Consider the following 23,441-nt stretch of genomic DNA (forward strand, 5'->3'; position numbering starts at 1 on the left):
TGTGTCCGCCGCTCTCTACGGATGTCCATGGATGGTGCGCGCCGTGATCAGGGTCTCAGGGGATTCTACGGAAGAACAGGGGTTGACGCTCATCGCGGTCGAGCGCGGGCTTGGCGTGCGAAGGGTCTCGGTCGTGCGCCGGCGCGGGGCGCAGGCGCGGGGGGGGGGGCGGGCGGCGCCGCCGGTGGTTCACCCGCAGTAGGTGGGCACCGCGAACGCCGGGGTGGAGCCGTCCAGCTGCTCGATGATCAGGTCCTGCCCCAGGTCGAAATGTGACTCGAACTCGTATCCGGCGTCGGCGGGGCGAATGCCGAATGCACCGAGAAGGTGGTTTTCCCCCGGTCCCGTGGACTTCGGGTCCTGCCAGGCCTGGGCGACGAACTCGGTGAAGTGCCGGTCGGTGTCGATGGTGCAGTTCGGCATGGCCTTCCCCTTCTTTTCGCGGTGGCGTTCCCAGCTGTCCTAATTGTGCGATGAGAACCCGGGTAAGAGGAAGGCCGCACTTCACGAACCGGTCGTGAATTCCTCATGGCCGGTATTCCCCATGGTTTGACCGAGCATTTTATATCGGACCGAAATCAGCGCTTGATATGGCGCGGCGGGCGTCAGGAGGCGACCGGAGGGCGCGGCGCGAGGCGGGAGGAAGCCCGCCCGAAGGCGCCGCAGGACGGCCAGGGAGCGCGGCGGCGGGGTCAGCCGGCGGTCTTGTGCAGCAGCTCCGCGGCGAGGTCTCCCCAGGCGGGGTCGTTGGCCGGGCGGCGGCCGGGCGGCAGGGCCTGCGGCTCCTCGTCCCGGTTGCCGAGCGCGAACCCGCTCACGCACGACTCGGTGCGCCAGTCGGTGCCGAGGGCCCGGGCCGTCGCCTCGATGTCGGCGGCGCCGAGCGCGCACCCGGCCAGCCCCATGGCCGTGCTGACCAGGTAGAGCGTCTGGGTGAGCGCGCCGGCGTTCTTCAGGATGAGCGCGTACCCGGGGCCGGTGTACTTCCAGGAGACGCGCCTGAACCGCGCGGTGACCAGGATCAGCACCGGCGGGACGGACGCCAGCCCCGCCGACAGCCGCCCCCGGTCCAGCAGCTCCCGCAGGTCCACCGCGTCCACGTCGATCGGCTCCAGCCGGTGCCCCAGCGGGTCGTAGTGGTACATCCCATCGCGGATGCCGGCGCACCCGCTGACGGCCGTGTACAGCTCCAGCTCGTAGGCCGACCCCGCGCTCGCGTACGGGCGGTCGCTGGCCAGGCCGCTGCCCGCCCCGCCGTGGGCGGCCGAGGTGAGCGAGCGCACCCGGGCCGTCCGGTACAGCACCTCGCCGAGCTGCCGGTCGCTCAGCGGCTCGTCGCCGAAGCGGAACGCGGGGCGGTGGCCCTCGATGGCGGCGGTCAGCGGCGGGTCGCCCTCGATGAGCCGGTCCCAGCACGGCCGGGGCAGCGGGACGTACCCGCCCTCGGTGGCGGGTTTGGTGACCGGCTCGACGGCCCAGCGTTCGCCCATCGGGTAGGTGGCGCCGAAGTCGCGGTCGTGCCGGCCGAGCGTCGAGCGGGTGTGGAACATCAGGTCCTGCGGCAGCCAGGTGACCAGCGCGGGGTCGGTGTCCTCGGCGAAGGTGGGCGGGCCGGGCGACTCGCCCGGCTCGGCCTGGACCACCATGCCGGCGGCCACCAGGTAGGCCAGGGCCGCCGCGCCCGGCACGGACGCGGGCAGTCCCGCCAGCGCGGCGTCCGGGGTCAAGCCCCGGCTCAGCGCGCCGACGAGCCACATCGCCTCCGCCCGGTGGAACACCACGCGGTGCAGCGACAGCGGGGACTCCAGCCAGTACGCGCCCTCCTCGGCGCGTAGCACCGCGAACCGGGACATGCGCACCGCCCGCACCGGCGACAGCCGCGCCGGCCGGAAGCGGGCCTGCCTGCTCAGCGGCACGACCGACAGCAGGGCCCGCTCCTGGTCCAGGCCGAGCGAACGGACCACCAGGTGCTGCAGCCGGACCAGCAACCGGTCCAGCTCGGCCCGCTCGGCGGGGTCGCTGATCGCGTTCTCCAGCGAGACCGGGCCAAGGCTCATCCGGCGCAGCGCCTCCACCACCCGGGGCGCGGGATGCGGCACGCTCTCGTCGCCCCAGCGGCTGTGCAGCGTGACCACGTCCTCGCGCGCGTCGGGCTCCACGTGCACGTCCTCGCGCAGCGACCAGAGCAGGAAGCCGCCTGAGGCGGCTTCCTCGTCCAGAGGTGGGGACACGTGGCTTCTCCTGGTTCGTGTTACGGCGCGGCGCGGATCACAAGAAGAACGGGATCGGGTTGAGGTCCTGGTAGGCCGTCGGCGCGTCAAGGCGGCCGAGCGCCACCGGGACGTCGTACAGGCGGCCGGGCGCGAACCTGGCCCAGAAGTGGCGCAGACCCGGGACCACGACCTTGACCACGGGCAGCCCGACGTCGGGCCGGGTCTGGTCGAGCACGAGCACCTCCAGGCCCTTGGCGCGGGCCAGCTCGGTGATGTGGGCGACGTCGTCGCGCAGGTCCGCGAACGGGGTGTACGGGCGGCAGGCCGCCGTCGTCCGCGCCAGGCCGGGATCGGGCAGCAGGTACGGGTTCCGGGCCACCGTCTCGCGCGTCCACCAGGCCAGCAGTCCCGGGTCGGTGGTCGCGTACCCCGCGCCGTCCCCGGCCGGCGTGATGGGGAGCAACTGGCCGAGCTCGGCCAGCGCGCGGCGCAGCGCCACCTTGGGGTCGAAGTGCGCGCCGAAGCCGAACATGATGTCCTCGGCCCGCCCGCCGGTGCGCCGCGAGATCGCCGCCATCACCGGGATGCCCAGGTCGGAGGTGAGGTCCAGCACCCAGACCTCGCGGCCCATCGAGGCCAGGCCCCGCCGCACGGTGGCGATCCACGGGTCGTCGAAGGAGTCCAGCGCGACCCCGGGCTGGCGGGTGCGGTTGTACCACCACAGCGCCACCGCGTCCCGTTCCACCAGTTCGAGGAACCCCTGCAGGATCGCGTCCTCGACGCTGGCGCCGGCCGCGGCGCCGTTGGAGTCCGCGCGCACCGGCGAGGAGCCGCGCGGGGTGAACGGCCGGTAGTACAGCAGGTCGGACGGCAGGTAGCGGTGCCGCTCACCGGTGAGCGACCACACCGGGGTCCACTCCAGCGGCGCCCGCTCGTCGAACGGGGCGGGGACGTGCTGGAACGGCGGCTGCGCGGCGTTCCACCGGTCGCGGTCGCGGAACTGGCGCGGGTGGAACAGCTGGCAGGCGTCGGGGTGGACGGCGGCCTCGCCGAGCCCCCGGTAGGTGTCGGTGATCGCCGGCTCGTCGCCGAAGCGGGAGCCGCAGTAGCGTTCCACGGCCTCGCACAGCGCGCTGACCCTGGAATCGAGGTCGGTGACGCCCTTGCCGCCGGCCTGCGCGCGCAGGCCCGCCCGCGCCGTCGACAGGCTGCTCACCGGCAGCGCCAGGTTCGGGCCCGCAAGGTGGCAGTGCAGGAACGAGGGGCTGCGCGGGTCGCGCCGGACCCCGCCGATGATCCCGGTGACCGGGTCGACCAGGCCGCCGAACCGCTCCCAGACCTGGCGGGCGGACACGGCCCGCTCGCCGGTGCCGCCGAGCGCCTCCTTGGGCCGGGAGACCGGGACGACGGGCCGGCGCACGCGGCGGGCGACCAGGCCGGGGTCCCCGCACGACGGGCACTGCGGGCGGCGGGTCAGCCGGTGGTGCCGCCCGGCCATGGTGAGGGTGTCCAGCGTCCACACCGCGTCCTGGCCGTCGTGGCGGTGCCCGGCCAGCCACTTGGCGGCCTCCAGCGCCACCGCCAGCAGTCCCATGCCGCGGGTCAGCGCGGTCGACGCCTCGGGCGGGAGCGCGGGGGCACCGGAGGCCGTCAGCAGGCAGCTCTCGGCGCGGCGGTGGCCGCGCAGCCGCCGCTCCAGGCACGCCCAGCACGGGCCCGAGCCGGGGCGGAACACCGGGCCGACCCACACGTCGGCGCCGTTCGGCTTGGCCAGCAGCCAGGGCCGCCCGTCGGCCAGCCGGCGGGCGTTGACCTCCGCCAGCGCCGGGTCGAGGTAGTCGTCGCAGACCACCAGCGAGAGCTCGCCGCACGGCTCGCCCGCGCCGGTGTCGGGCACGGCGGACAGGCCCGCCGCCCGGCAGGCGGCCAGGACGGCCCCGGTCTCGACGTGGCCGAGCGCGAGGACGCCGACGACCGCGCCGGCGAGCGCGGCCGGGGCGCGGGAGCCGTCCAGCCCGGCCAGGTCCCAGTACGCCTCGGCGGCCGGGTCGGCCGGGCAGGTGGAGGCGCGGTGCCCGACGAGGTTGGCCTTGGCCATGCGGCCGAGCACCTGGCCGACCTGTGCGGCGGGCAGCTCCCGGGAGGCCTGCTCGTGGATCTCGGTGAGGGTGCGGGTGCCGTCCAGCAGCGGGGCCAGCACCTCGGCGGGTCGGCCGGACAGCGCGGTCGTGCCGCGCGCGGAGACCAGGTACACCGCCTCGCCGGGGACGATCTCGGGGCGCAGGTGGCTCTTGAAACCGATGCGCGGGGCCGCGGCGGCGCCGGGGGTGGCCGGGTCGGCCACGGGCGCCGGCGCGGGCGCCGGGAGGGGCGTGCCGGCGACGCGGGCGCCGGGAGTCGTCGTGCCGGGGCGGCGATGGGCGACGGTGACGCCGGTGCCGGTTTCCGTTTCCACCATGAGAGCCTCTTCCGGGCCGTCGGGGGGCACAGGGGGATGCAGGCGGACCTCGCCGCCTCGGTCGGCGCATTACCCGCGGGCGCGGGGCGCAACCGCCGCCCCGGTGGAGCGACCCCGCGCACCGCATCTTGCACCGCCGCCCCGCCACGGGGCCAGTTCGCCGCTCACCTTCGCGGCATGAATCCTTCACATCGCACCGATGAGCCGGTCAGTGGCCCTTTCGCCCCATTCCCGAGCACACTTGTCGAACGTCGGACCGATCGGAGGGAGCCGGGCATGCGTCGCATCCGGTGCACAAGACCCGCCACCCCGAAATCAGCGGGAAAACGGCTCACGGACCATTTGGACCTGCGAACTCCCGCCGGTCGCCCGATGTCCTACTAGCAAGTTCTCCTCAAGCGATCGGCCGCCGCATTTTCGATGACCGGACATGCCGGCGGCGAAATACCAGACAGCCGAAAATCTGCCTCCAGGAAGGGAGCGGAAACATGGCTCCGGTGCTGGAAATCACCGGCGACCGTTTCAGGGCCGAGGGGGTGTGGCGCGACCGCACCGCCATGGACGACCTGCGCGGCGCGGTCGAGCGCTTCCCCGGCCGCACGGCGGTGGTCGTCTGGCACGCGGACGGCCGCGAGCCCGACCGGCTCACCTACGCGGAACTGGCCGCGCGCGTCGAACGGCTGGCCGCCGCCCTGCACGGGCTCGGCGTGCGCCGGGGCGACGTGGTGACCCTCCAGTTGCCGAACTCCTGGCAACTCGTCGCGCTGAGCCTGGCCTGCGCCCGCGTCGGCGCGATCGCCGGCCCCGTCGCGACCATCATGCGCCGCCGCGAGGTGGAGTTCATGACCCGGCTCACCCGCAGCCCGCTCTACGTGGCCGCCGCCGAGGTGCGCGGGTTCTCCTTCGCCGACATGAGCGCGGAGGTCGCCGCCGCGGTGCCCACGCTGCGGCACCGGGTGCTGCTCGGCGGCGGCGGGGCCGGCGGCACGCTGGACCTCGACCGCGACCTGCTCGGACGGGAGTGGGAGCGGGAGGTCGAGCCGGGCGTGCTGGACGCCCGCGAGGCGCGGCCGGACGACCTGGCGCAGGTGATGTTCACCTCCGGCACGACCGGCGAGCCCAAGGGCGTCATGCACAGCCACAACACCTTGGGCGCGCTGAACCGCGCGCAGATCGAGGTGCTGGGCCTGACCTCCGACGAGGTCACCGCCATGGGCTCGCCCACCACCCTGCAGGCCGGCTACACCTGGAACTTCCTGATGCCGCTGATCCTCGGCGCCACGGCCGTCCAGATCGACGCCTGGGACCCCGGCCTGATGCTGCGCGTCATGGAGCAGGAGGGGGTCACCTTCTTCTACGGCCCGCCGCCGTTCCTGATGGACCTCATCCGGGCCCAGCAGGAGGATCCGCGCGACCTGTCGGCGCTGCGCTCCTTCGCCACCGGCAGCGCCCCCATTCCGCCGGTGCTCGTCGAGCAGGCCCGCGACGTGCTGGGCTGCCGGCTGTACGCGCTGTGGGGGATGACCGAGAACGGCGCGGTCACCGTCACCCGTCCCGAGGACCCGCCGATGCGGGCCGCCGAGAGCGACGGGACGCCGGTGCCGGGCATGGAGGTCCGCATCGTCGATGAGCGGACCGGCCGGCCCGTGGCGCCCGGCGCGACCGGCCTGCTCCAGGTGCGCGGCGCGAGCCAGTGTCTCGGCTACTACCGCCGCGAGGAGCTCTACGCCGAGTCGCTCACCCCCGACGGGTGGTTCGACACCGGCGACCTCGCCAGGGACGACGGGCACGGCGGCATCCGCATCGCCGGCCGGGTCAAGGACGTCATCTCCCGCGGCGGGGTGAAGATACCGGCGGTGGAGGTGGAGGCGGCGCTGCTGCGCCACCCGGCCATCCGCGACATCGCCGTCGTGGGCCTGCCCGACGAGCGGATGGGGGAGCGCGCCTGCGCGGTCATCGTCCCGGACGGGACCCCGCCCACCATTTCGGACCTGCGCGCTCACCTGGCGGAGCTGGAGATGGCCAAGCAGTACTGGCCCGAGCGCGTCGAGATCGTGGACGCGCTGCCCAGGACTCCCTCGGGCAAGGTGCAGAAGTTCGTTCTACGCGACCGGCTGACCGGCTGAACGGCTGAGTGAGGGCATCCCATGGACTTTCTCCTGACTCCTGAGCAGAACGCGCTGGCCGAGAAGGTCCGCGCCTACGTCGCGGACCGGCTCGCCCCGGCCGCCGCCGAGAGCGACCGCGAGGGCCGGTTCGCGCCGGGCCTGTTCGCCGAGCTGGCCGCCGAAGGCCTGTTCGGGCTGCGCATCCCCGTCGAGTACGGCGGCATGGGCCTGGACGCGGTCAGCACCGGCGTCGCCATCGAGGAACTGGCGCGCGGCGACATCACCGCCTGCTACCCGGTGCTCAACGCCGCCCTGGTGGGCGGGGTGCTCAACCTGCACGGCGGCGAGGAGCTCAAGGCGCGCTGGCTGCCGTCCATCGCCCAGGGCGACGCCGTCGTCGCGGTGTGCATGACCGAGCCGGCCCACGGCACCGACGCCGCGGCGCTGGAGCTGCGCGCGGAGCCGGACGGCGACGGCTGGCGGCTGTCGGGCGAGAAGACCTCCATCATGCTCGGCGCGTACGCCACCCACGGGCTGGTGTTCGCCCGCACCGGCGAGAAGCGCGAGCGCTCGCGCGGCGTGACCGCCTTCTACACCCGGCTCGACGACGCCCACGTGACCCGCACGACGCTGCCCAGCCTCGGCAGCCGGACCGGCGGGCGGGCGACCATGGTCTTCGACGGGCTGCGCGTCGGCCAGGAGAACGTGGTCGGCGGCACCGGGCTCGGGTTCGTGCAGGGCATGCGCGGCTTCGACTACTCCCGCGCGCTCATCGCGCTCATGGCCGTGAGCGCCGCCAGCGTGACGCTGGAGGCGGCCTTCGAGCACGCCAGCGAGCGCGAGGCCTTCGGCCAGCCGCTCAGCCGCTTCCAGGGGCTGACGTTCCCCCTGGTCGAGCACGCCACCTATCTGCACGCCGCCCGGCTGCTGGCCTACGAGGCGCTGTGGCGCAACGACGCCGGCCTCAACCACCGGGTCGAGGCGAACATGGCCAAGTGGTGGGCGCCCAAGACCTCGGCCGAGGCCGCCCACCAGGCGCTGCTCACCCTCGGGCACTTCGGCTGGTCGGAGGACGGCCCGGTGGCGCGGCGCCTGCGCGACGTGATCGGCACGCAGCTCGCCGACGGCACCGCCGCCGCGACCAAGCTGGTCATCGCCCGCGAGTTCCTCGGCCGCGAGAACGCCCCCTGACCGTCCACCCGACGAGCGGAGACCGCCTGATGCGCGAACCCCACGCACCCTTGCCGACCTACGCCTCCTATGTTGGAGGGCGCGACATCGACGCGGCCGAGCACATCTACGCCGTCTCGTCCCGCGCGATCCTGGAGGACGCCCCGCGCGCCCTGCGCCTGAAGCGCATGCTGGAGCGCGGCGAGATCGACCCCGCCTCGGCCGGCCCCGAGGTGATCGGCCGGTGCGCGCTGGCCGACGCCGCCACCGCCCGGGCGTCCCTGGAGGCGGCCGCCACCGCGGCCCGCGAGTGGTCCAGGAGCCCCCTGGACGTACGACTGCGGGCCGGTGAGCTGATCCGCAAGCGCCTGGCCGAGACGCGGTCCGCCTTCGTCGAGATCATGGTCGCCGAAGGGCGGACGCGGACGCTGGCGGAGTGGGAGGTCGACGGGCTGCTGCACATCGTCAGCCCCGAGACGCTGAGCTGGTGCGCCGAGCTGCTGCGGCGTGACTTCCACTACGGCGGCAAGCGCATCTCGATGCGGCGCAAGCCCGACGGGGTGGTGTGCGTCGCCCCGCCGCAGAACGCCCCCCACTCCAACGCCATCTACGGCGCCGCCGCCGTGCTGTCGGGCAACGCGGTCGTCGTGCGCGCGCCGCGCAGCATCCCGTTCGGCGTCATGTACGCCCTGCGGGAGATCGTCGCCCCCGCCCTGGAGGAGGCCGGCGCCCCGCCAGGCACCCTCAACGTGGTGTGCGGCCCGCCCATGATGCAGGAGTGGCTCGCCAGCGAGCACGTCGACGACATCATCTACTTCGGCGGCACCGAGAAGGGGCTGGTCTTCCAGAACGACTGCGTCGCCGCCGGCAAGAAGCCCATCCTCGAACTGGCGGGCAACGACTGCGCGGTCGTCTGGCGCGACGCCGACCTCGACCTCGCCGCCGGCGCGCTGGCCGAGGCGTTCCACGCCTCCGGCCAGATCTGCAACATCCCCAACCAGGTGATCGCCCACCCGGCCATAGCCGAGGAGCTGATCGCCCGCCTGGCGGACGCCGCCGCGCGGATCAGGCCCGGCTACCCCGAGCAGGAGGGCGTCGTCCTCACCCCGGTGCTGGCCGCCGATGGGTTCTTCGCCTTCCTCGCCGACGCGCTCGGCAAGGGGGCCGAGCTGGTGTGCGGCGGGCGGCGCCTGGAGGTGGACGGCACGCCGTCCGACACGGGATTCTTCATCGAGCCCACGGTGATCCGCGTGAACGGCCTGGCCGGGGCGCGGGAGGTCGAGGCCGTGCGCAGCGAGACCTTCTTCCCGTTGCTGCCCGTGGTCGTCCCCGAGGCGGGCGGCTCCGACGAGCGCCTGCTGGACGAGGTGCTGGCGTTCGTCGACGGCAACGCCTACGGCCTGCGCAACTCGCTGTGGACCGCCGACGAGCGAATCGCCGGGCGGTTCGCCGACGAGGTGCGCAACGGCGGCGTGCTCAAGGTCAACGACGACTCGCACTGCGGCTTCTATCCCTACATGCCCTCCCATGGCGGCACCGGCTTCACCGGAGGCGTCTTCGGCGAGGCCAGTTACATGATGATCCGCACCACCCACCTCCAGGGCGTCGCCCTGACCCCCGCGAGACCGGCCGCGGCCGGCGGGATGTGAAAGGGGACCATGACATGCGAGAGGTAAGGGTGCGTGCCCGCGTCGCCCTCGACGCCCGCACCGCGCTGGCCCGCCTGACCACGAGCGCCTGGCACGGCCGCCTGGACGGCGACGCCCTGACGGTGACCACAGGGAAGCGACCTCCCGCCCCGGGGGCGCCTTCCGAGCCTGCGACCCCCCTCGACATCGAGTCGCCCCCCGGCATCGAGGCGGTCCCCGGCCGCCCGGTGAGCCCGGCAGGACCGGCCGGAGTGGGAAGCGACGACGACCGCCTCAGCGAATGGGCCCTGCCCTTCCGCGGCGGCACGGTGCGCTGGCGCCAGCGCGAGTGGACGCCCGCCGCACCGGCGGACGTCTCCTCCGCGGCGCCGGGCATCGCCTTCGAGCAGGTGGACGGCGACTTCGCCGCCCTGTCCGGCGCCTGGAACCTTCTCCCCGGCGCCGGTGACGCCTCCTGCGAGGTGGTCTTCGAGGCCCGGTTCGACCTCGGCGTGCCGATGTACGACCGCGTGGTCGAGCCGCTGCTGGCGCGGGTGCTCGCGCGAGCCGTACGGGCGGTCCTGGCCGCCGCTTACGGCCACGTGGAGACCGAGGAGGACCCGCCGACGATCCCCGCCCCCGAACGCCAGGTGGCCGCCGCCCTGTCGGCCGCCCGCTGAAGCGTGGGCCGCAGGAGCGGCCCTCACCACCGGCGCCGCGACCGTCAACCACCGCAGGGGCCGAGCCCGGCGGGCACGGCCACTGAGGGAACGACGGCCGGGCGGGAATGTCCTTCGGCCCTTCCGGCACGGGGCGCGAGGCCGCATCCTGAGCACCATGGCTCCGATCTCGGCGAATGAGTCGATGAGCGAGGAGATGAGGATGATGTACTGGAACGGGCCCGGCATGGGCTGGGGCTACGGCCTGATGATCCTGAACATGGTGCTCTTCTGGGGCCTGGTGATCGCCGTGGTCGTGCTGCTCTTCCGCTACCTGGCCCGCAGGCCGGGCGCCCGGGGCGGCTCAGGCCCCGCGGTGCCCGCGGCGGAGGACGTGCTGGCGCAGCGTTACGCCCGGGGAGAGATCGACGCGGAGGAGTACCACGCCCGCCTGCAGACCCTGCGCGGCGCCCGCCCTCCCGGCGACTGAGGCCGGGCGCGGCTCCCGTCGCGGGGCCGCCCTCCGTCACGGCGGCCCTGCGACGATGCCCGGCCTGGCCGGGGACGTCGACGCCGGCAGGGAAGCGGCCGGAGCAGGCCGCGTCGCCCACCGGCCGGGTGTTCGCCGCGCGAGCGGTGGCCGTGCGGGCGCGGCCGGGTTAGGTTGTCGGTCATGGCGGATGTTCACGGCGCGTGTGACGAGCGGTTCGGCGCGGTGCGCGAGACGCTGGCGGCGTCCCTGGACGACCGGGACGTCGGCGCCTCGGTGGCGGTGTACCTCGACGGCGAGCCGGTGGTGGACCTCTGGGGCGGGTACGCGGACGCGGAACGCACCGTCCCCTGGGAGCGCGACACCATCGTCAACGTCTGGTCCACCACCAAGACCATGACCGCGCTGTGCGCGCTGATCCTCGCCGACCGCGGCGACCTCGACCTGACGGCCCCGGTGGCCAAGTACTGGCCCGAGTTCGCGGCCGCGGGCAAGGAACGCGTGGAGGTGCGGCACCTGCTCTCCCACACCGCGGGCCTGCCCGCCTTCGACGAGCCCATCACCGTCGAGCAGGTCTGCGATTGGGAGGAGTCCACACGGCGGCTCGCCGGGCAGTTCCCGCGCTGGGAGCCGGGCACCCGGGCCGGCTACCACGCCGTCACCCAGGGGCACCTGGTCGGCGAGGTCGTCCGCCGGGTCACCGGCCGCACCCTGGGCGCCTTCTTCACCGAGGAGGTGGCCGGGCCGCTCGGCGCCGACTTCCACATCGGGACGCCGGCCGAGCACGACCACCGCGTCGCCCCCGTCATCGCGCCCCCGCCGTCGCCGGAGGACTCCGGCGAGCCCGGCAACCCCCCGCTCCGGGCCGAGGACGCCAACACCGTCGCCTGGCGGCGCGCCGAGATCCCGGCCGGGAACGGGCACGGCAACGCCCGGGCGGTCGGCGCCGTCCAGTCCGTGCTGTCCAACGGCGGGACGGCGCGGGGGGTGCGGCTGCTGTCACCGGCCGGCTGTGAGCGCGCCCTGGAGGAGCAGTACCACGGCCCGGACCGCGTCCTCGGTGTGCCGATGCGCTACGGCATCGGGTACGGGCTGGGGGGCGGCATGTTCCCCGGCCGGCGCACCTGTTACTGGGGAGGGTGGGGCGGTTCGCTGGTCGTCAACGACCTCGACGCCCGCATGACCGTCGCCTACGCGATGAACCGCATGCTCAGCGGCAGCCTGGGCGACGACCGCGGCCTCCTGCTCGTCACGGCCGCCTACGAGAGCCTTCCGGCGTAGGCGCCGGCTCCTTTCCTCGTCGGCGCCATCACCCGCGAAGGACCGGCCAGGCCCGCTACGTCTGAGGCTGGGCGTCCGGCGTCCGGCGCGCGGCCTCGGTCGTGGCCAGGCGGTCGTGGAGCGGCCGGCCGCCGGGGTCGAGCAGGCCCCACAATCCGTCCACGACGAGCAGGAGCGGACCGGCGACCGGCACGACGGGACACACACCTCAACGCTCGGCCCGCCGCGAGACGATCTTGCCTGCGTCGGATTCCGCACCACCGACGAAGACCCGCTGGTGGCTCAGGGAATGAGCAGGGTCTTGCCGGTCGTCATCCTGGATTCGATGGCCCGGTGAGCTTCGGCCGCCTCGGCGAGGGGGTAGGTCTGGCCGATGACGGGGCGCAGGCGGCCGGACGCGGCGAGCGCGAGGGCCTCCTCGATGAGGGCGCGCGTCCGCGCGGCGTCGGGCGGAGGGGCGGAGATCACCTTCACGTGCTCGCCGGCCTGCGGCCACGACCCGCCGGCCATGCCGTAGATGCGCGCGCGCCCGCCGGGCCGCACGGCCGACATGCCCTGACTGCCCACCGGCCCGCCCACCCCGTCGAAGACCACGTCGACACCGGCGCCGCCGGTCAACTCGACCACCTCGCGCTCCCATCCGGCACGGGTGTAGTCCAGGCAGGCGACCGCGCCCAGAGACCTGACCAGCTCCGCCTTGCCGGGGCCGGCCGCGCCCACCACCTTGGCGCCCGACGCCGCCGCCAGTTGCACCAGCAGGGTGCCGACGCTGCCTCCGGCCGCCTGGACCAGCACCCACTCGCCCGGCTCGATCTTCGCCTGCCGGTGCAGCATGACCGCCGTGCGCCCGCCGGCCAGCAGGGCCACCGCGTCGGGCAGGCCCACGCCCGGCGGGACCGCGATCGCGTCCTGCGCCCGGCCGAGGGCCAGCTCCGCGTACCCCCCCTCGCCGCCGGTCGTCGTGACCACGGTCCGCCCGGCCAGCCCGGGATCGACGTCCGCTCCCACGGCGCGCACCCGGCCGCCGACACCGTTGCCCGGGATGCGCGGCAGGGTGGGCGTCTGGAAGACCGGCGGAGCGTTTCCGCTCCGCACCTGCGTCTCCACGAACGTGATGCCCGCGTACGCGACCTCCACCAGCACCTGCCCTGGTCCTGGGACCGGGTCCTCGACCTGCCGGAGGCGCAGGACCTCCGGTCCGCCGAACCGCTCCATCACCACAGCACGCACGCCCGCCGTCCCTTCCCGAACCTTCGTCGAAGCGCCGTCGCCGGCGCGTCCCGGACGATCGGCACGCCGGTCGCCGGGTGGCCGCTTCGTCTCGCAGGGGCCAGCATGCGAGTTGAACCCAGGTTGAGGTCAACCCCGCGCGGGTGGCCTGGCCTGATCGTCTCTGTGGCGCAGGCGCGGCCGGCCGCGGGAGTGGCGATGACGGCCCGGGAGGCGATGACGGCCACCCGGGGGTGAGCCGAGCGTTCGCTCGTGATCCACCTTTCGGCCGTCGCCGCTCCATGCCGGTGTCATCCGGCGCGGGGACCTTGATCATGTGCCTGCCACGTGGTGTCGTGACACTGCGAGGCATGTTCCACATCGGCGCCGTAACGCCGCCGGTGCCCCTGCCACCCCCCACCATGCCGGCGCGATGTCGCGGCATGGCCCGTGCGTCGAGAGAGCGGAAGCATGCGAAAACTGCCGTCATTCACGTCGTCCCCCAGGGCATCGAAGTCAGCGACCGTGCCGGACAGGAGCGCGTCCCCCACGAGGCGCTCCAAGCGCGGCCGTTCCCGGCTCGGGGTCGTGCTCGGCCTCACCGCCATGGCGGTCGTGGTTCCCGCGTCGGCGGCCTTCGCCGACCCGCCGCACAACCTGCCGCAGAACGCCGGCGGTTACGAGCAGTCGTTCTCGCCGGCCTTCGACTACGACGGCGACGGCTGCTACGCCACCCCCGCCATCGGGCCGGACGGCACCCTGGCTCCCGGGCTGAACCCGACCGGCGCGGTCAACGGCAACTGCCGCGACCAGTCGGACCTGGACAACTCGCAGACCTACGCCCGCTCCACCTGCAACAACGGCTGGTGCGCCGTCGTCTACGCCGGGTACTTCGAAAAGGACCAGGCGCTGCCCGGCAGCAGCCTCGGCGGGCACCGCCACGACTGGGAGCACGTCATCTCCTGGATCGACCAGGCGTCCAACCGGGTGGAGTACGTGTCGACCACGCAGCACAGCGGCGTGGTCACCTACGCGCGCTCGCAGGTGCGCTTCGACGGCTCCCACCCCAAGATCGTCTACCACAAGGACGGACTGTCCACGCACTTCTTCCGGCTCGCCAACGGCAACGACGAGCCGCCGGAGAACCACTACCACAACTGGCGCTACCCCCCGCTGGTGGACTGGAACGGCTGGCCCAGCACCGCGCTGCGCGACAGGCTGATGAACGCCGACTTCGGGGCGGCGACCATCAAGATCAACGACGGGCGCTTCCAGGACCTCCTGTCGCGCTCCAAGCCGGCCGGCATCCCCTTCGACCCCTTCGCCTGACCGGCCGCCGGCCGCCTCCGCCCGCCCGGCCGGCGGTGGCGACCGGCCCTCACCGGTCGCTCGGCCCCCACCCTGCTCCCGCTGTGACGCCGCCGCTACCGCCGTCCTCGGGGGCGGCGGGTCCGGCCCGCTCAGGCCTCGTCTGCTCGCGTGGTGATGCCCTCAAGAGCGAACTGGAGGAAGCGCCGGGTGCCATCGCGGTCCGGCAGCGACTGCTCGCGCACCCAGGCGGCGCCGCTGAGCAGGTCGAACAGTTCCTGGGGGGTCAGGTCGGCGCGCACCATCCCGGCGGCCTGCGCGGCGCGGAGCAGGTCGGCGCCGCCGTTGTGCATGGCGTTGCACATGGCGTGCGAGGGCGTCCCCTCGTCGTACATGCTCTGCGCCAGGATGCCGACCAGCCCGCGGAAGGTGCTGAAGTGCCGTACGGCGCGCTCCATCCACTCCGTCAGGGCCGCCAGCGGGTCGGACGATGCGGCCAGGCGTTCCGCGCCGGTGACCAGGTCGGCCAGTCCGTCCCTGGTGGCGGCCTCCACGAGGGAGGCGCGGGTGGGGAAGTGCCGGTAGAGCGTTCCGATCGCGACGCCGGCCTGGGCGGCGATGTTCTCCAGCGACGCCTCCGAGCCGTCGGCCTCGAACGCCTTGCGGGCCGCGGCCAGGATGGCGTCGTAGTTGCGCCGGCCGTCCGCCCGCTTGGGGCGTACCGCGATGTGGGGCGTGCCGCTCGTCATCGATCCTCCCGCTTGACATCCTGAGGCAGCCTCAGCTTGACTTCGTCCATCCAAGCTGAGACTCCCTCAGTATAGTTCCGGCCGCTAACCTGAGGGTGCCTCAGAATAGTGCCCGGCGGATCGCCCCCTGGAGGTTCCATGAGTACTGAAAGCGTCTCCGACGGCGTACCGGTCAGGGCGGCCCCGGCCCGGCCATGGGGCCTGGCGCTCACCGCCATCGTCGGCGCCGAGTTCATGCTTCAGCTCGACGGCACCATCGTGAACGTCGCGCTGCCCACCCTGCAGTCCGACCTCGGGCTCACGGTCGCCGGCGGCTCGTGGGTGCCGAACGGCTTCCTGCTCGCCTTCGGCGGGCTGCTGCTTCTCGCGGGCCGGCTCGGCGACGTCCTCGGCCACCGCCGGGTCTTCCTGACCGGCATCGCGCTGGTCGTCGTCGCGTCCCTGGTGGCCGGGCTTGCGCCGAATCCGCAGATCCTGCTGTTCGGCCGGGTGCTGCAGGGCGCCGGCGCGGCGATCGCCGGCCCGACCGGCCTGGCGCTGCTCGCGATCGTCTTCGAGGGGGAGCGCCGGCAGCGCGCCTTCGGCCTGTACTCCACCGTCACCGCACTCGGGGCCTCCGCCGGCATGGTGCTCGGCGGGGTGCTCACGTGGGCGGGGGACTGGAGGTGGAGCCTGCTGGTCAACGTGCCCATCGGCCTGCTGGTCATCGCCGTCGCCGCCAAGGCCCTGGGCCTGCGCGACGAGGCCACCCGGCCGCGCCCGCTCGGCCTGCCGAGCGCGCTGCTGGGCGCCGCGGCCGTGACCGCCGCCGTCTACGGGCTGGTGCACGCCGCCGAGAAGGGGTGGGGGGACACCTGGACCCTGGCCGCCCTCGGAGCGGCCGTGGTGCTGGCCGCCGCGCTCCTGGTGACCGACCGGCGCGCCCAGGAGCCGCTCCTGCCGACGTCGGTCTTCACCGGCAGGGAACGCGCCGGCGCCTTCCTCAGCCTGGTGCTCCTCGCGGCGGTGCTCACCAGCTTCCTGATCTATCTCGTCCAGTACCTGCAGGGCGTGCTCGGGCTGGACGCGCTGCGAAGCGGTCTGGCCATCCTGCCCTTCGGCCTGGCGCTGCTCGTCGTCACCCAGCAGCTCACCAAGCACATCGCGAGCGTGGGCATGCGAACCCGCGCGCTGCTCGGCCTGGTCGTGGTGCTGGCCGGGGTCGCATGGCTGACCCGCCTCGACGCCGGCAGCACCTACCTGACCGGCGTGTTCCCCGCGCTCCTGGTGATGGGCGTCGGCGTCGGGGTGGCCATCATCCCGCTGAACATGATCATCTTGACCACCGCCCCGGCCGAGCACGCGGGCGTCACAGCGGGACTGCTGCAGACGGCGCTCACGGTCGGCGGCTCTCTCGGCTTGGCCGCGATGCTGGTCCCCTTCACCGAGAGCGGCCGGGATGTCGGCGGGACCATCTCGTCGGTGTTCGTCTGGGCCTGCGCGGCCATGGTGCTGGCTCTGGCGGTGGCGCTGGTGTTCTGGTTCGGCCCGGGGGCGCGCAGGACCACCCCCGCGGACCAGGGCTGAACAGTGAGATCGGCGCCGTCTCGTGAGGGGGACGGCGCCGGTCCCCTCATCCCGCGATCACGTAGTCGGCGTCGGCCTCCAGACCGTCGCCACCCGCGGCCGGCGGGGCGGGTCTAGGGGACCCAGCCGGCCTCGGTGGCGATGCGGATGGCGTCGACGCGGTTGCGGGCGTTGAGCTTCATGACGATGGTCGTCAGGTAGTTGCGCACCGTGCCGGCGGACAGGTGGAGGCCGGCGGCGATCTCGGGGGCCTCGGCGCCCTTGGCGGCCATGCGCAGCACCTGCAGCTCGCGTTCCGACAGTGGGTTGTCCCCCACGTCCCAGGCGCTCAGGGCGAGCTGGGGGTCGATGACGCGCTTGCCGGCGGCCACGTTGCGCACCGCCTCCGCGAGCTGGTCGGCGGGGGCGTCCTTGAGCAGGAACCCCGACACCTGGGCGGCGAGCGCGCGGCGCACGGTGCCCGGCCGGCCGAGGCTGGTGAGGATGAGCGTGCGGCACGACGGCAGCTGCTGCCGCAGCAGCTCGGCCGCGGTCAGGCCGTCGACGGCCGGCAGGTCGATGTCGATGATCGCCACGTCGGGCCGATGCTCCATGGCGGCCGACACGATCGCGTCACCCCGGTCGAGCTGTGCCACGACGGTCAGATCGGGCTCGAGTTCGAGCAGGGCCACGAGCGCTCCACGCACCATGTGGACGTCCTCCGCCAGGAGGATCTTCAGGGTGCGCACCAACAGATCCCGCTTTCCGTAGGCACCCGCCGCTTCCCTTCGTTGATCTCCCCGACAACCCTATGTGCCCGGCCCCGGAAACGTAAGCGACGGTCCCATTTGACTTCCCCTTCGCACAAAGGTGAACGGCGGGAGTTCGGGAACTCCCGCCGTTCAGGTCAAGCGGCTGGTCAAAGCGGTCGAGTGACCGGAAATCGGTCAATCGGTCAGCCAGCGCACCTCGCCGATCGAAAGGACCGTCCGGCCCTCGGTGTAGAGCATGAAGGGCACGTCCACGTGGCGCAGGTCCACGCCGGCGCGTTCGAGGTCGGCCAGGGGCACCTCCAAGGTGGTCCAGGTCCCCGCCGGCAGCGCGCGCAGGGACGGGGCGAGGTCCAGCCCGGGCTGGGCCGGGTAGTCGTCGTGACAGCCGAGGTACACCGGCAGGTCCGGGGCCTCGACGACCTGCACGTCGAAGGCGATGCGCCCGCCGGCCTCGCGGTAGCCGCGCAGGTCCCGCGGCCGCTGCTCGGGGTCCTGCGCGTAGACGAAGGCCACGTACCCCATGAACCGCAGCGACACCGCGGACGTGCCGCCCGGCCCGGGGACGGGCTCGGCCCGCACCACCAGCGTCTCGGTGGGCCGGTCGAAGGAGATGTCCTCCCGCGACCAGGTGTTGTGCCCGCCGATGCGCAGCCGGTACGCCCCGCCCGCGCGGGCTCCGGCCACCTCCAGCGGCCCGGTGACCGGGGGAGCGGGCGGCGGCGGGGGCTCCTGGTCCAGCGGCAGCTCACCGGGGTCGGCGGCCGTGCCCGTGTCGCGCAGGGACAGTCCGAAGCCGTAGGGGAACAGCGGCTCGTGCTCGCCCTCGGGGGACAGCTCCTCCGCCGGCACCCGGTAGCCGGGGATGTGCGGCGGGACGCGGTTGACGCTCATCGACCGCTTCCTGCGCGGCCAGCTGAAGGTGAGCCGCCCCTGGAAGTCGTGGGCCGGCGCGCCGTCGGGCCCGGCGAACAGCACGTCGGTGATCCCCACACCCTCGGTGCCGGGCAGCCAGGCCACCACGAACGCGTCGGAAAGGTTGATCTCCTCGGTGACGTACAGCGGGCGCCCGGTGAACATGACCGTCACCACGCGCACCCCGGCCTCGCGGAGCCGGCGCAGCGTCGCGAGGTCACGGGCGTAGGACTGCTTGAGCCTGGCGTACTCCAGCGTCCCCCACGGCTTGATCGTGCCGCGCATCTCGGCGTAGGCGTCCTCGCCGATCGCCACCACGGCCACGTCGAACGCGGCCGGGTCGGCGTGCTCCAGGTAGGGGTCCACCTGGCAGCGGTCCTCGCCGGTGACCGAGGCCACGGCCGCGGCGAGCGTCGTCGCGCCGGGCAGGTCCGACAGGGTCACCTCGTTGCCCTGCCAGCTCAGGGTCCAGCCGCCGGCCTGCTTCCTGATGTCGTCGGCGGCGCTGCCGGCGACCAGCACCCGCGACGCCGGGGACAGCGGCAGCGTGCCGCCCGCGTTCTTCAGCAGCACCAGCGACTTGCGCACCGCCTCGCGGGCGAGCGCGCGGTGGTCCTGGTGGCCGAGCACCGACGCCTCGCCGGCCAGCGACCGCTCGCGCGGGCGCGGCTTGTCCCACAGCCCGGCCCGCATCTTGACGCGCAGCACCCGCCGCACCGCGTCGTCGACGCGCTCCATGGGGATGACGCCGGACAGGACCTGCTCGCGGGCGTTGCGCCACACCGACCGCCAGGCTTCCCGCCCGGCCACCATGAGCACGTCCAGCCCGGCGTTGATCGCGTACCCGGCGTCGCCGACGGTGCAGCCGGCCACCTCGGCGTGCGCGTCCCAGTCGCTGATCACGATGCCGTCGAAACCCATCGCGCCCTTGAGGACGTCGGTCAGCAGGTACCGGCTGCCGCAGATCTTGTGGTTGTAGGCGACCGGGCGCCCGGGGGTGTGGTCGTAGTTGGCCGGTCCCGACCAGCCGCTGAACGACGCCATGACCGCCTGCGCGCCGGCTTCGATGGCGGAGATGAACCCCATCGCGTGGATGTTGCGCAGCACGTCCTCCTCGCAGCGGGCCGTGCCCCGGTCGACGCCCTCGAAGGTGGCGCCGTCGGCGACCCAGTGCTTGATGGTGGAGATGACGTGCGCGTCGGTGGCCAGCCCGTCCGTGCCGCCCTGCAACCCGCTCACCATCTCGCGCGCGTAGGCGTACACGACCTCCGGGTCCTCGGAGTAGCCCTCGTAGTAGCGCCCCCAGCGGCGGTCCCTGGGAGTGGCGACGGTCGGGGCGAAGGTCCAGTCCATCCCGGTCGCGGCGATCTCGCGGGCGGTGGCCTCGCCGATCCTGCGCACCAGGCCGGGGTCGCGCGCGGCGCCCAGGCCGATGTTGTGCGGGAAGATCGTCGCCCCGTACACGTTGTTGTGGCCGTGCACCGCGTCGGTGGCCCACATGAACGGGACGCGGAAGGGGCGGTCGGCGTAGCCCTCCTCGACGGCCTCCCAGAACGCGTCGACGGTCTCGACCCACTCCTTGACGTCGGCGTGCCGGTTCCCGCCCGGCCAGATGCCGGCGCCGTTCAGCGCCGAGCCGATCTTGTACTCGCGGGCGTCCTCCAGGGTCAGCTCGGCCAGCTCGGGCTGGATCATCTGGCCGAGCTTCTCCTCCAGCGTCATCTGCGCCAGGATGCCCTCGACGCGCTCCTCGACCCGCGGGTCGGCCGCGAACGCCGAGGCCACGCGCGGCCACTCGGGGAAGTAGGGCAGCCCGGCCGCGGGCGTCCCGGCGCCGTCCCGCGCCGTCCCGCCGGCGGCGGCGGCGTCCTCGGTGGTCCGGGTCTCCGGCCGGCCGGTCACGCGTCCTCCTCGGGCTCGTCGATCCAGAAGTCCTCGGTGCGCTTGGCGCGCAGGCGCGCGAGGAACGGCTCGGGCACCACGGTGCGGGTCTGCGCCGGGGAGAACAGCGTCACCTGGGTGCGGTGCTCCTCCAGCGCGTCCAGCTTGCGGGCCACCCACGGCGCGATGTCAACGCTCACCAGCCGCTCGGTGGGGGACGGCTCGCGCCCGGGCTCGGCGCGGTTGGCGAACGCGAACGCGGCCTCGGTGTCCTCGTCCCACACCACGTACTTGCGCAGCCGCGGCGACAGGCCGAGCCCGGCCAGGCAGCCGGCCACGCCCTCGCCGGTCAGCCGGTGGTCGGCGTTCAGCTCGCGCACGTCGTGCGGCAGGTACACCTCGGCCACGTCCCTGTGCCCGGCCAGCAGGCGCGTCACCTGGGCGCGGAAGGCGTCCATCGACGCGGCGAGCCGGGTGTCGGTGTGGCCCAGCCAGACCACGTTCTCGGCCGGCACGCCGAGCGCCTTGGCGGCCGACTCGGCCTCCTTGCGCCGGATGACCGCCAGCTCGGCGGGCGTGGGGTCGGAGTCGATGCCGAGGACGGCGCTGTGCGAGCGCGACCCGTCGGTGGAGAACACGATGAGGACGCGGGCGCCCGCGGCGGCCCTGGCCGCGATGACGCCGCCGCAGGCGATGACCTCGTCGTCGGGGTGCGGGGCGAAGACGATGACCTTCTCGCCCGCCGCCGGCTCAGCGCGCATGCTCCACCACCTTGGCCAGCGCCCGCTCGCGCGCGGCCCGCGCCCGCGCGCTGACGATCTCCGCCTGCTCCAGCAGGGGCAGCTTCGGATAGACGGTCCCCGCCGGCTCCGGCGCCGCCGCGCCGGCCAGGTACTCCTCGCAGGAGGGCAGGCCGCGCTCACGGACCAGGTCGTTGATCAGGAAGAAGTGGTTGCCGACGACCAGGCGCGTGATCGGGGTGTCGTGCTTCTGGGCGATGTACTCGTAGTTGCCGAGCGCGCCGCCGACGTTGGCGTCGTAGTCCTTCTCGTGCGGGTGGTGGATGGCCGCGGCCTCGCGGTTGAGCACGAACCTGGCGCCGCCGCGGTGCAGCCGGTAGCCGATCTCGACGTCCTCCCCGCCCCAGCGGCTGAACCACTCGTCGAACCCGCCGATCTCGCGCAGCAGATCGGTGGACGCCGAGACGTCGCAGGTCCAGTAGACGACCCAGGGGACCGGCTCGTCGGCGAAGTCGTCGCCGTAGATGGCGTAGAAGTCCTCGCGGATGTCCAGCCACTGCCCCTTGTCGCGCAGCATGGCGATGGTGGCGTCGGGGTCGTCGACGTCGATGACGCGCAGCATCTGCGCGCCGTCCTCGTTGCCCTCGTTGAAGCAGTAGACGTAGCCGACCACGGCCACCGGGCCCGGCCAGGCCGCGTGGCTGGCCAGGTGGGCCACAAGGCAGCCGGAGGCGAGCAGGACGCCGGAGTCGACGAAGACGCAGACCTCGCCCCGGGCGTTCGCGATGCCCACGTTGCGGGCCTTGGCCACCCGGTAGCCGCGGTCCTCCTGGTAGAAGTAGCGCACGTCGAGACGATTCTTGAACGACTCCACCACGGCGGCGGTGTCGTCGCTCGACCCGTCGTCGACCACCAGCACCTCGAAGTCCGCGGGGGAGAGGGTCTGCCGTACGAGGGAGTTGAGGGTGTGGGCGAGCAGCTCGGCCCGGTTGTACGTCGGGATGATCACACTGCACGTGGGCGTGCTTTTCATGCTTTTCTCCTAAGGATGACGGAGAGGAGCGCTCCGGCGGACAGGACGGCGCAGGCCCAGAAGACGTTGGTGAAGCCCACGTACTGGGCGACGATCCCGGCGACGACCCCGCCGAGGAAGATGCCCGCCTTGAACGCGCTGGAGTACAGGGAGGAGGCGACGCCGGGACGGTCGGGCATCGAGTCCTGCAGGATGGTCACCGGGATGCTGAGCGCGATGGCCGTCCAGATGGCGTTGGGCACCTGCAGCAGCAGCAGCGCCGGCTTGGAGGTCGCGAACGGCATGGCGGCGAAGAACAGGGTGGCGCAGATGGCGGCTCCCATGACCACCCGCCAGTGGCCGATGCGGTCCGCCTTCGCGCCGATGTACATGATCGCGGGAACCTCCAGTGCCGAGCCGAGCCCGAGGACCAGCCCGGTGAACCCCTCGTCCATGCCGAGGTCCTTGGTGATGTAGAGCGCGATGTCGAACTGGTACATGGCGTTGACGGCCAGCAGCAGCACGATCGTGACCAGCAGCGCCTTCACCTTCGGGGTCAGCCCCGCGAACGGGTTGCGCGTCCTGCGCTCCGGTTCCGCGGTCACGGCCGCGCCGCCGGAGCCGCCGGTCCCGGCGTCGGCGTCGGCGATGAGGGAGGCGGTGCTGTCCGCGTCCGGGGCCGGCCGCCGGTCGGTGTTGGGCAGCCCCACGAAGCAGATCACCCCGCCGATGGCGTAGAGCACGGCGGCGACCCCGTACAGCGTCTCGAACCCGCGGGTGGCGATCAGCGCGAACGCCAGCGGCGGGCCGGCGATCCAGGCCAGCGAGGTCACCGCCCGCAGCGCCGAGTTGAAGAACGTCACGCCGTGGCCGCGGGTCTCGGCCAGCTCGCGGGTGTAGGCGAACATCTGCGGGAAGGTGGCGCCGCCGAGCCCGAACATCACCGCGGAGGAGGCCAGCAGCAGCCAGTACTCGCGCATGAACAGGTAGCACAGCGCGCCCCCGGCCGCGAACATGGCGCACACGCCCAGCACGATCCTGCGGTTGCCGATGCGGTCCGACAGAACACCGACCGACAGGTCGGTGGCGATCTCGGCGATCGCCCGCCCGGCGACGAACGCCCCGATCATCAGCGGCGTGGCGCGCACGGCGTCGGCCAGGAAGAGGCTGACGGTGGGGACCACCATCGCGCCCCCCACCCCGATGGCGGCGGTGGCGGCCGCGAGGCGGGTGACCGCGCCGTCCCTGAAGATGCGCAGGCCGCTGCTCTTCGTCGAATACACATCGTCTCCTTGGGGGTGAGGG

Annotated in this window: 19 protein-coding genes; 8 read left to right on the plus strand and 11 right to left on the minus strand. The window is 73.4% G+C overall.

Annotated features, from left to right (window positions below):
* Nucleotides 1–189 precede the first annotated feature (189 nt).
* From ACWEN6_RS10910 to ACWEN6_RS10920, 3 genes are all read right to left on the minus strand, one after another.
* Nucleotides 190–423, minus strand: a complete 234-nt coding sequence (locus ACWEN6_RS10910) for a hypothetical protein (RefSeq protein ID WP_452570020.1) — start codon at nt 421–423, stop codon at nt 190–192.
* Between the two features lie 269 nt (nt 424–692).
* Nucleotides 693–2,231: a SagB/ThcOx family dehydrogenase gene (locus ACWEN6_RS10915; RefSeq protein WP_452570021.1), complete on the minus strand. Its 1,539-nt coding sequence runs from the start codon at nt 2,229–2,231 to the stop codon at nt 693–695.
* Between the two features lie 37 nt (nt 2,232–2,268).
* Nucleotides 2,269–4,671 carry a TOMM precursor leader peptide-binding protein gene (locus ACWEN6_RS10920; RefSeq protein WP_452570022.1) on the minus strand — a complete coding sequence of 801 codons (2,403 nt, stop codon included), beginning with the start codon at nt 4,669–4,671 and terminating at the stop codon, nt 2,269–2,271.
* Between the two features lie 488 nt (nt 4,672–5,159).
* On the opposite strand from ACWEN6_RS10920, the gene ACWEN6_RS10925 reads away from it, so the two are divergent.
* From ACWEN6_RS10925 to ACWEN6_RS10950, 6 genes are all read left to right on the plus strand, one after another.
* Complete coding sequence (locus tag ACWEN6_RS10925; protein WP_452570023.1) at nt 5,160–6,797, plus strand: AMP-binding protein; 1,638 nt, start codon at nt 5,160–5,162, stop codon at nt 6,795–6,797.
* Between the two features lie 21 nt (nt 6,798–6,818).
* The gene (locus ACWEN6_RS10930) at nt 6,819–7,970 is read left to right on the plus strand and encodes an acyl-CoA dehydrogenase family protein (protein ID WP_452570024.1); all 1,152 of its coding nucleotides are present in this window, start codon (nt 6,819–6,821) and stop codon (nt 7,968–7,970) included.
* 29 nt (nt 7,971–7,999) lie between these two features.
* Nucleotides 8,000–9,598 carry an aldehyde dehydrogenase family protein gene (locus ACWEN6_RS10935; RefSeq protein WP_452570025.1) on the plus strand — a complete coding sequence of 533 codons (1,599 nt, stop codon included), beginning with the start codon at nt 8,000–8,002 and terminating at the stop codon, nt 9,596–9,598.
* Nucleotides 9,599–9,612: 14 nt separating this feature from the next.
* Nucleotides 9,613–10,257: an SRPBCC family protein gene (locus ACWEN6_RS10940; RefSeq protein WP_452570026.1), complete on the plus strand. Its 645-nt coding sequence runs from the start codon at nt 9,613–9,615 to the stop codon at nt 10,255–10,257.
* A gap of 184 nt (nt 10,258–10,441) precedes the next feature.
* Complete coding sequence (locus tag ACWEN6_RS10945) at nt 10,442–10,726, plus strand: SHOCT domain-containing protein (protein WP_452570027.1); 285 nt, start codon at nt 10,442–10,444, stop codon at nt 10,724–10,726.
* A 183-nt stretch (nt 10,727–10,909) separates the two neighbouring features.
* A complete protein-coding gene (locus ACWEN6_RS10950) occupies nt 10,910–12,007 on the plus strand; it encodes a serine hydrolase domain-containing protein (protein WP_452570028.1) in 1,098 nt (365 codons plus the stop codon).
* A gap of 55 nt (nt 12,008–12,062) precedes the next feature.
* Here ACWEN6_RS10950 and ACWEN6_RS10955 read toward each other — a convergent pair whose 3' ends face one another.
* On the minus strand, nt 12,063–12,200 hold the full coding sequence (locus ACWEN6_RS10955; protein WP_452570029.1) for a hypothetical protein: 138 nt from the start codon (nt 12,198–12,200) through the stop codon (nt 12,063–12,065).
* 89 nt (nt 12,201–12,289) lie between these two features.
* Nucleotides 12,290–13,237 (minus strand): zinc-binding dehydrogenase, encoded by a 948-nt coding sequence (locus ACWEN6_RS10960; protein ID WP_452570030.1) that lies wholly within the window; start codon nt 13,235–13,237, stop codon nt 12,290–12,292.
* 504 nt (nt 13,238–13,741) lie between these two features.
* On the opposite strand from ACWEN6_RS10960, the gene ACWEN6_RS10965 reads away from it, so the two are divergent.
* Entirely contained in the window at nt 13,742–14,545 is an 804-nt protein-coding gene (locus tag ACWEN6_RS10965) for an NPP1 family protein (RefSeq protein ID WP_452570031.1), read from the plus strand.
* Nucleotides 14,546–14,676: 131 nt separating this feature from the next.
* Here the strand turns inward: ACWEN6_RS10965 and ACWEN6_RS10970 are convergent, their stop codons facing one another.
* Entirely contained in the window at nt 14,677–15,273 is a 597-nt protein-coding gene (locus tag ACWEN6_RS10970) for a TetR/AcrR family transcriptional regulator (protein ID WP_452570032.1), read from the minus strand.
* A gap of 138 nt (nt 15,274–15,411) precedes the next feature.
* Between ACWEN6_RS10970 and ACWEN6_RS10975 the strand changes: the two genes are divergently transcribed.
* Nucleotides 15,412–16,839, plus strand: coding sequence for an MFS transporter (locus ACWEN6_RS10975; protein ID WP_452570033.1), 1,428 nt, complete (start codon nt 15,412–15,414; stop codon nt 16,837–16,839).
* Between the two features lie 113 nt (nt 16,840–16,952).
* Here the strand turns inward: ACWEN6_RS10975 and ACWEN6_RS10980 are convergent, their stop codons facing one another.
* The 5 genes from ACWEN6_RS10980 to ACWEN6_RS11000 form a co-directional block, all read right to left on the minus strand.
* Nucleotides 16,953–17,567 carry a response regulator transcription factor gene (locus ACWEN6_RS10980; protein ID WP_354835651.1) on the minus strand — a complete coding sequence of 205 codons (615 nt, stop codon included), beginning with the start codon at nt 17,565–17,567 and terminating at the stop codon, nt 16,953–16,955.
* 198 nt (nt 17,568–17,765) lie between these two features.
* Nucleotides 17,766–20,405 carry a glycoside hydrolase family 3 N-terminal domain-containing protein gene (locus ACWEN6_RS10985; RefSeq protein WP_452570034.1) on the minus strand — a complete coding sequence of 880 codons (2,640 nt, stop codon included), beginning with the start codon at nt 20,403–20,405 and terminating at the stop codon, nt 17,766–17,768.
* Nucleotides 20,402–21,145: a PIG-L deacetylase family protein gene (locus ACWEN6_RS10990; protein WP_452570035.1), complete on the minus strand. Its 744-nt coding sequence runs from the start codon at nt 21,143–21,145 to the stop codon at nt 20,402–20,404. Before ACWEN6_RS10990 ends, ACWEN6_RS10985 begins: the two co-directional genes overlap by 4 nt.
* Nucleotides 21,135–22,157, minus strand: a complete 1,023-nt coding sequence (locus ACWEN6_RS10995) for a glycosyltransferase (RefSeq protein WP_452570036.1) — start codon at nt 22,155–22,157, stop codon at nt 21,135–21,137. The genes ACWEN6_RS10990 and ACWEN6_RS10995 overlap by 11 nt, the downstream gene beginning before the upstream one ends.
* Nucleotides 22,154–23,419, minus strand: coding sequence for a sugar efflux transporter (locus ACWEN6_RS11000; RefSeq protein ID WP_354928139.1), 1,266 nt, complete (start codon nt 23,417–23,419; stop codon nt 22,154–22,156). Before ACWEN6_RS11000 ends, ACWEN6_RS10995 begins: the two co-directional genes overlap by 4 nt.
* Nucleotides 23,420–23,441 lie beyond the last annotated feature (22 nt).

The organism is Sphaerisporangium sp. NPDC004334 (genome assembly GCF_053602655.1).

Coding starts and splice junctions, on each gene's coding strand:
- ACWEN6_RS10910 (WP_452570020.1), bottom strand. CDS start 423: ATGCCGAACTGCACCATCGACACCGACCGGCACTTCACCGAGTTCGTC.
- ACWEN6_RS10950 (WP_452570028.1), top strand. CDS start 10,910: ATGGCGGATGTTCACGGCGCGTGTGACGAGCGGTTCGGCGCGGTGCGC.
- ACWEN6_RS10940 (WP_452570026.1), top strand. CDS start 9,613: ATGCGAGAGGTAAGGGTGCGTGCCCGCGTCGCCCTCGACGCCCGCACC.
- ACWEN6_RS10970 (WP_452570032.1), bottom strand. CDS start 15,273: ATGACGAGCGGCACGCCCCACATCGCGGTACGCCCCAAGCGGGCGGAC.
- ACWEN6_RS10925 (WP_452570023.1), top strand. CDS start 5,160: ATGGCTCCGGTGCTGGAAATCACCGGCGACCGTTTCAGGGCCGAGGGG.
- ACWEN6_RS10975 (WP_452570033.1), top strand. CDS start 15,412: ATGAGTACTGAAAGCGTCTCCGACGGCGTACCGGTCAGGGCGGCCCCG.
- ACWEN6_RS10920 (WP_452570022.1), bottom strand. CDS start 4,671: ATGGTGGAAACGGAAACCGGCACCGGCGTCACCGTCGCCCATCGCCGC.
- ACWEN6_RS10945 (WP_452570027.1), top strand. CDS start 10,442: ATGAGCGAGGAGATGAGGATGATGTACTGGAACGGGCCCGGCATGGGC.
- ACWEN6_RS10935 (WP_452570025.1), top strand. CDS start 8,000: ATGCGCGAACCCCACGCACCCTTGCCGACCTACGCCTCCTATGTTGGA.
- ACWEN6_RS10990 (WP_452570035.1), bottom strand. CDS start 21,145: ATGCGCGCTGAGCCGGCGGCGGGCGAGAAGGTCATCGTCTTCGCCCCG.
- ACWEN6_RS10995 (WP_452570036.1), bottom strand. CDS start 22,157: ATGAAAAGCACGCCCACGTGCAGTGTGATCATCCCGACGTACAACCGG.
- ACWEN6_RS10930 (WP_452570024.1), top strand. CDS start 6,819: ATGGACTTTCTCCTGACTCCTGAGCAGAACGCGCTGGCCGAGAAGGTC.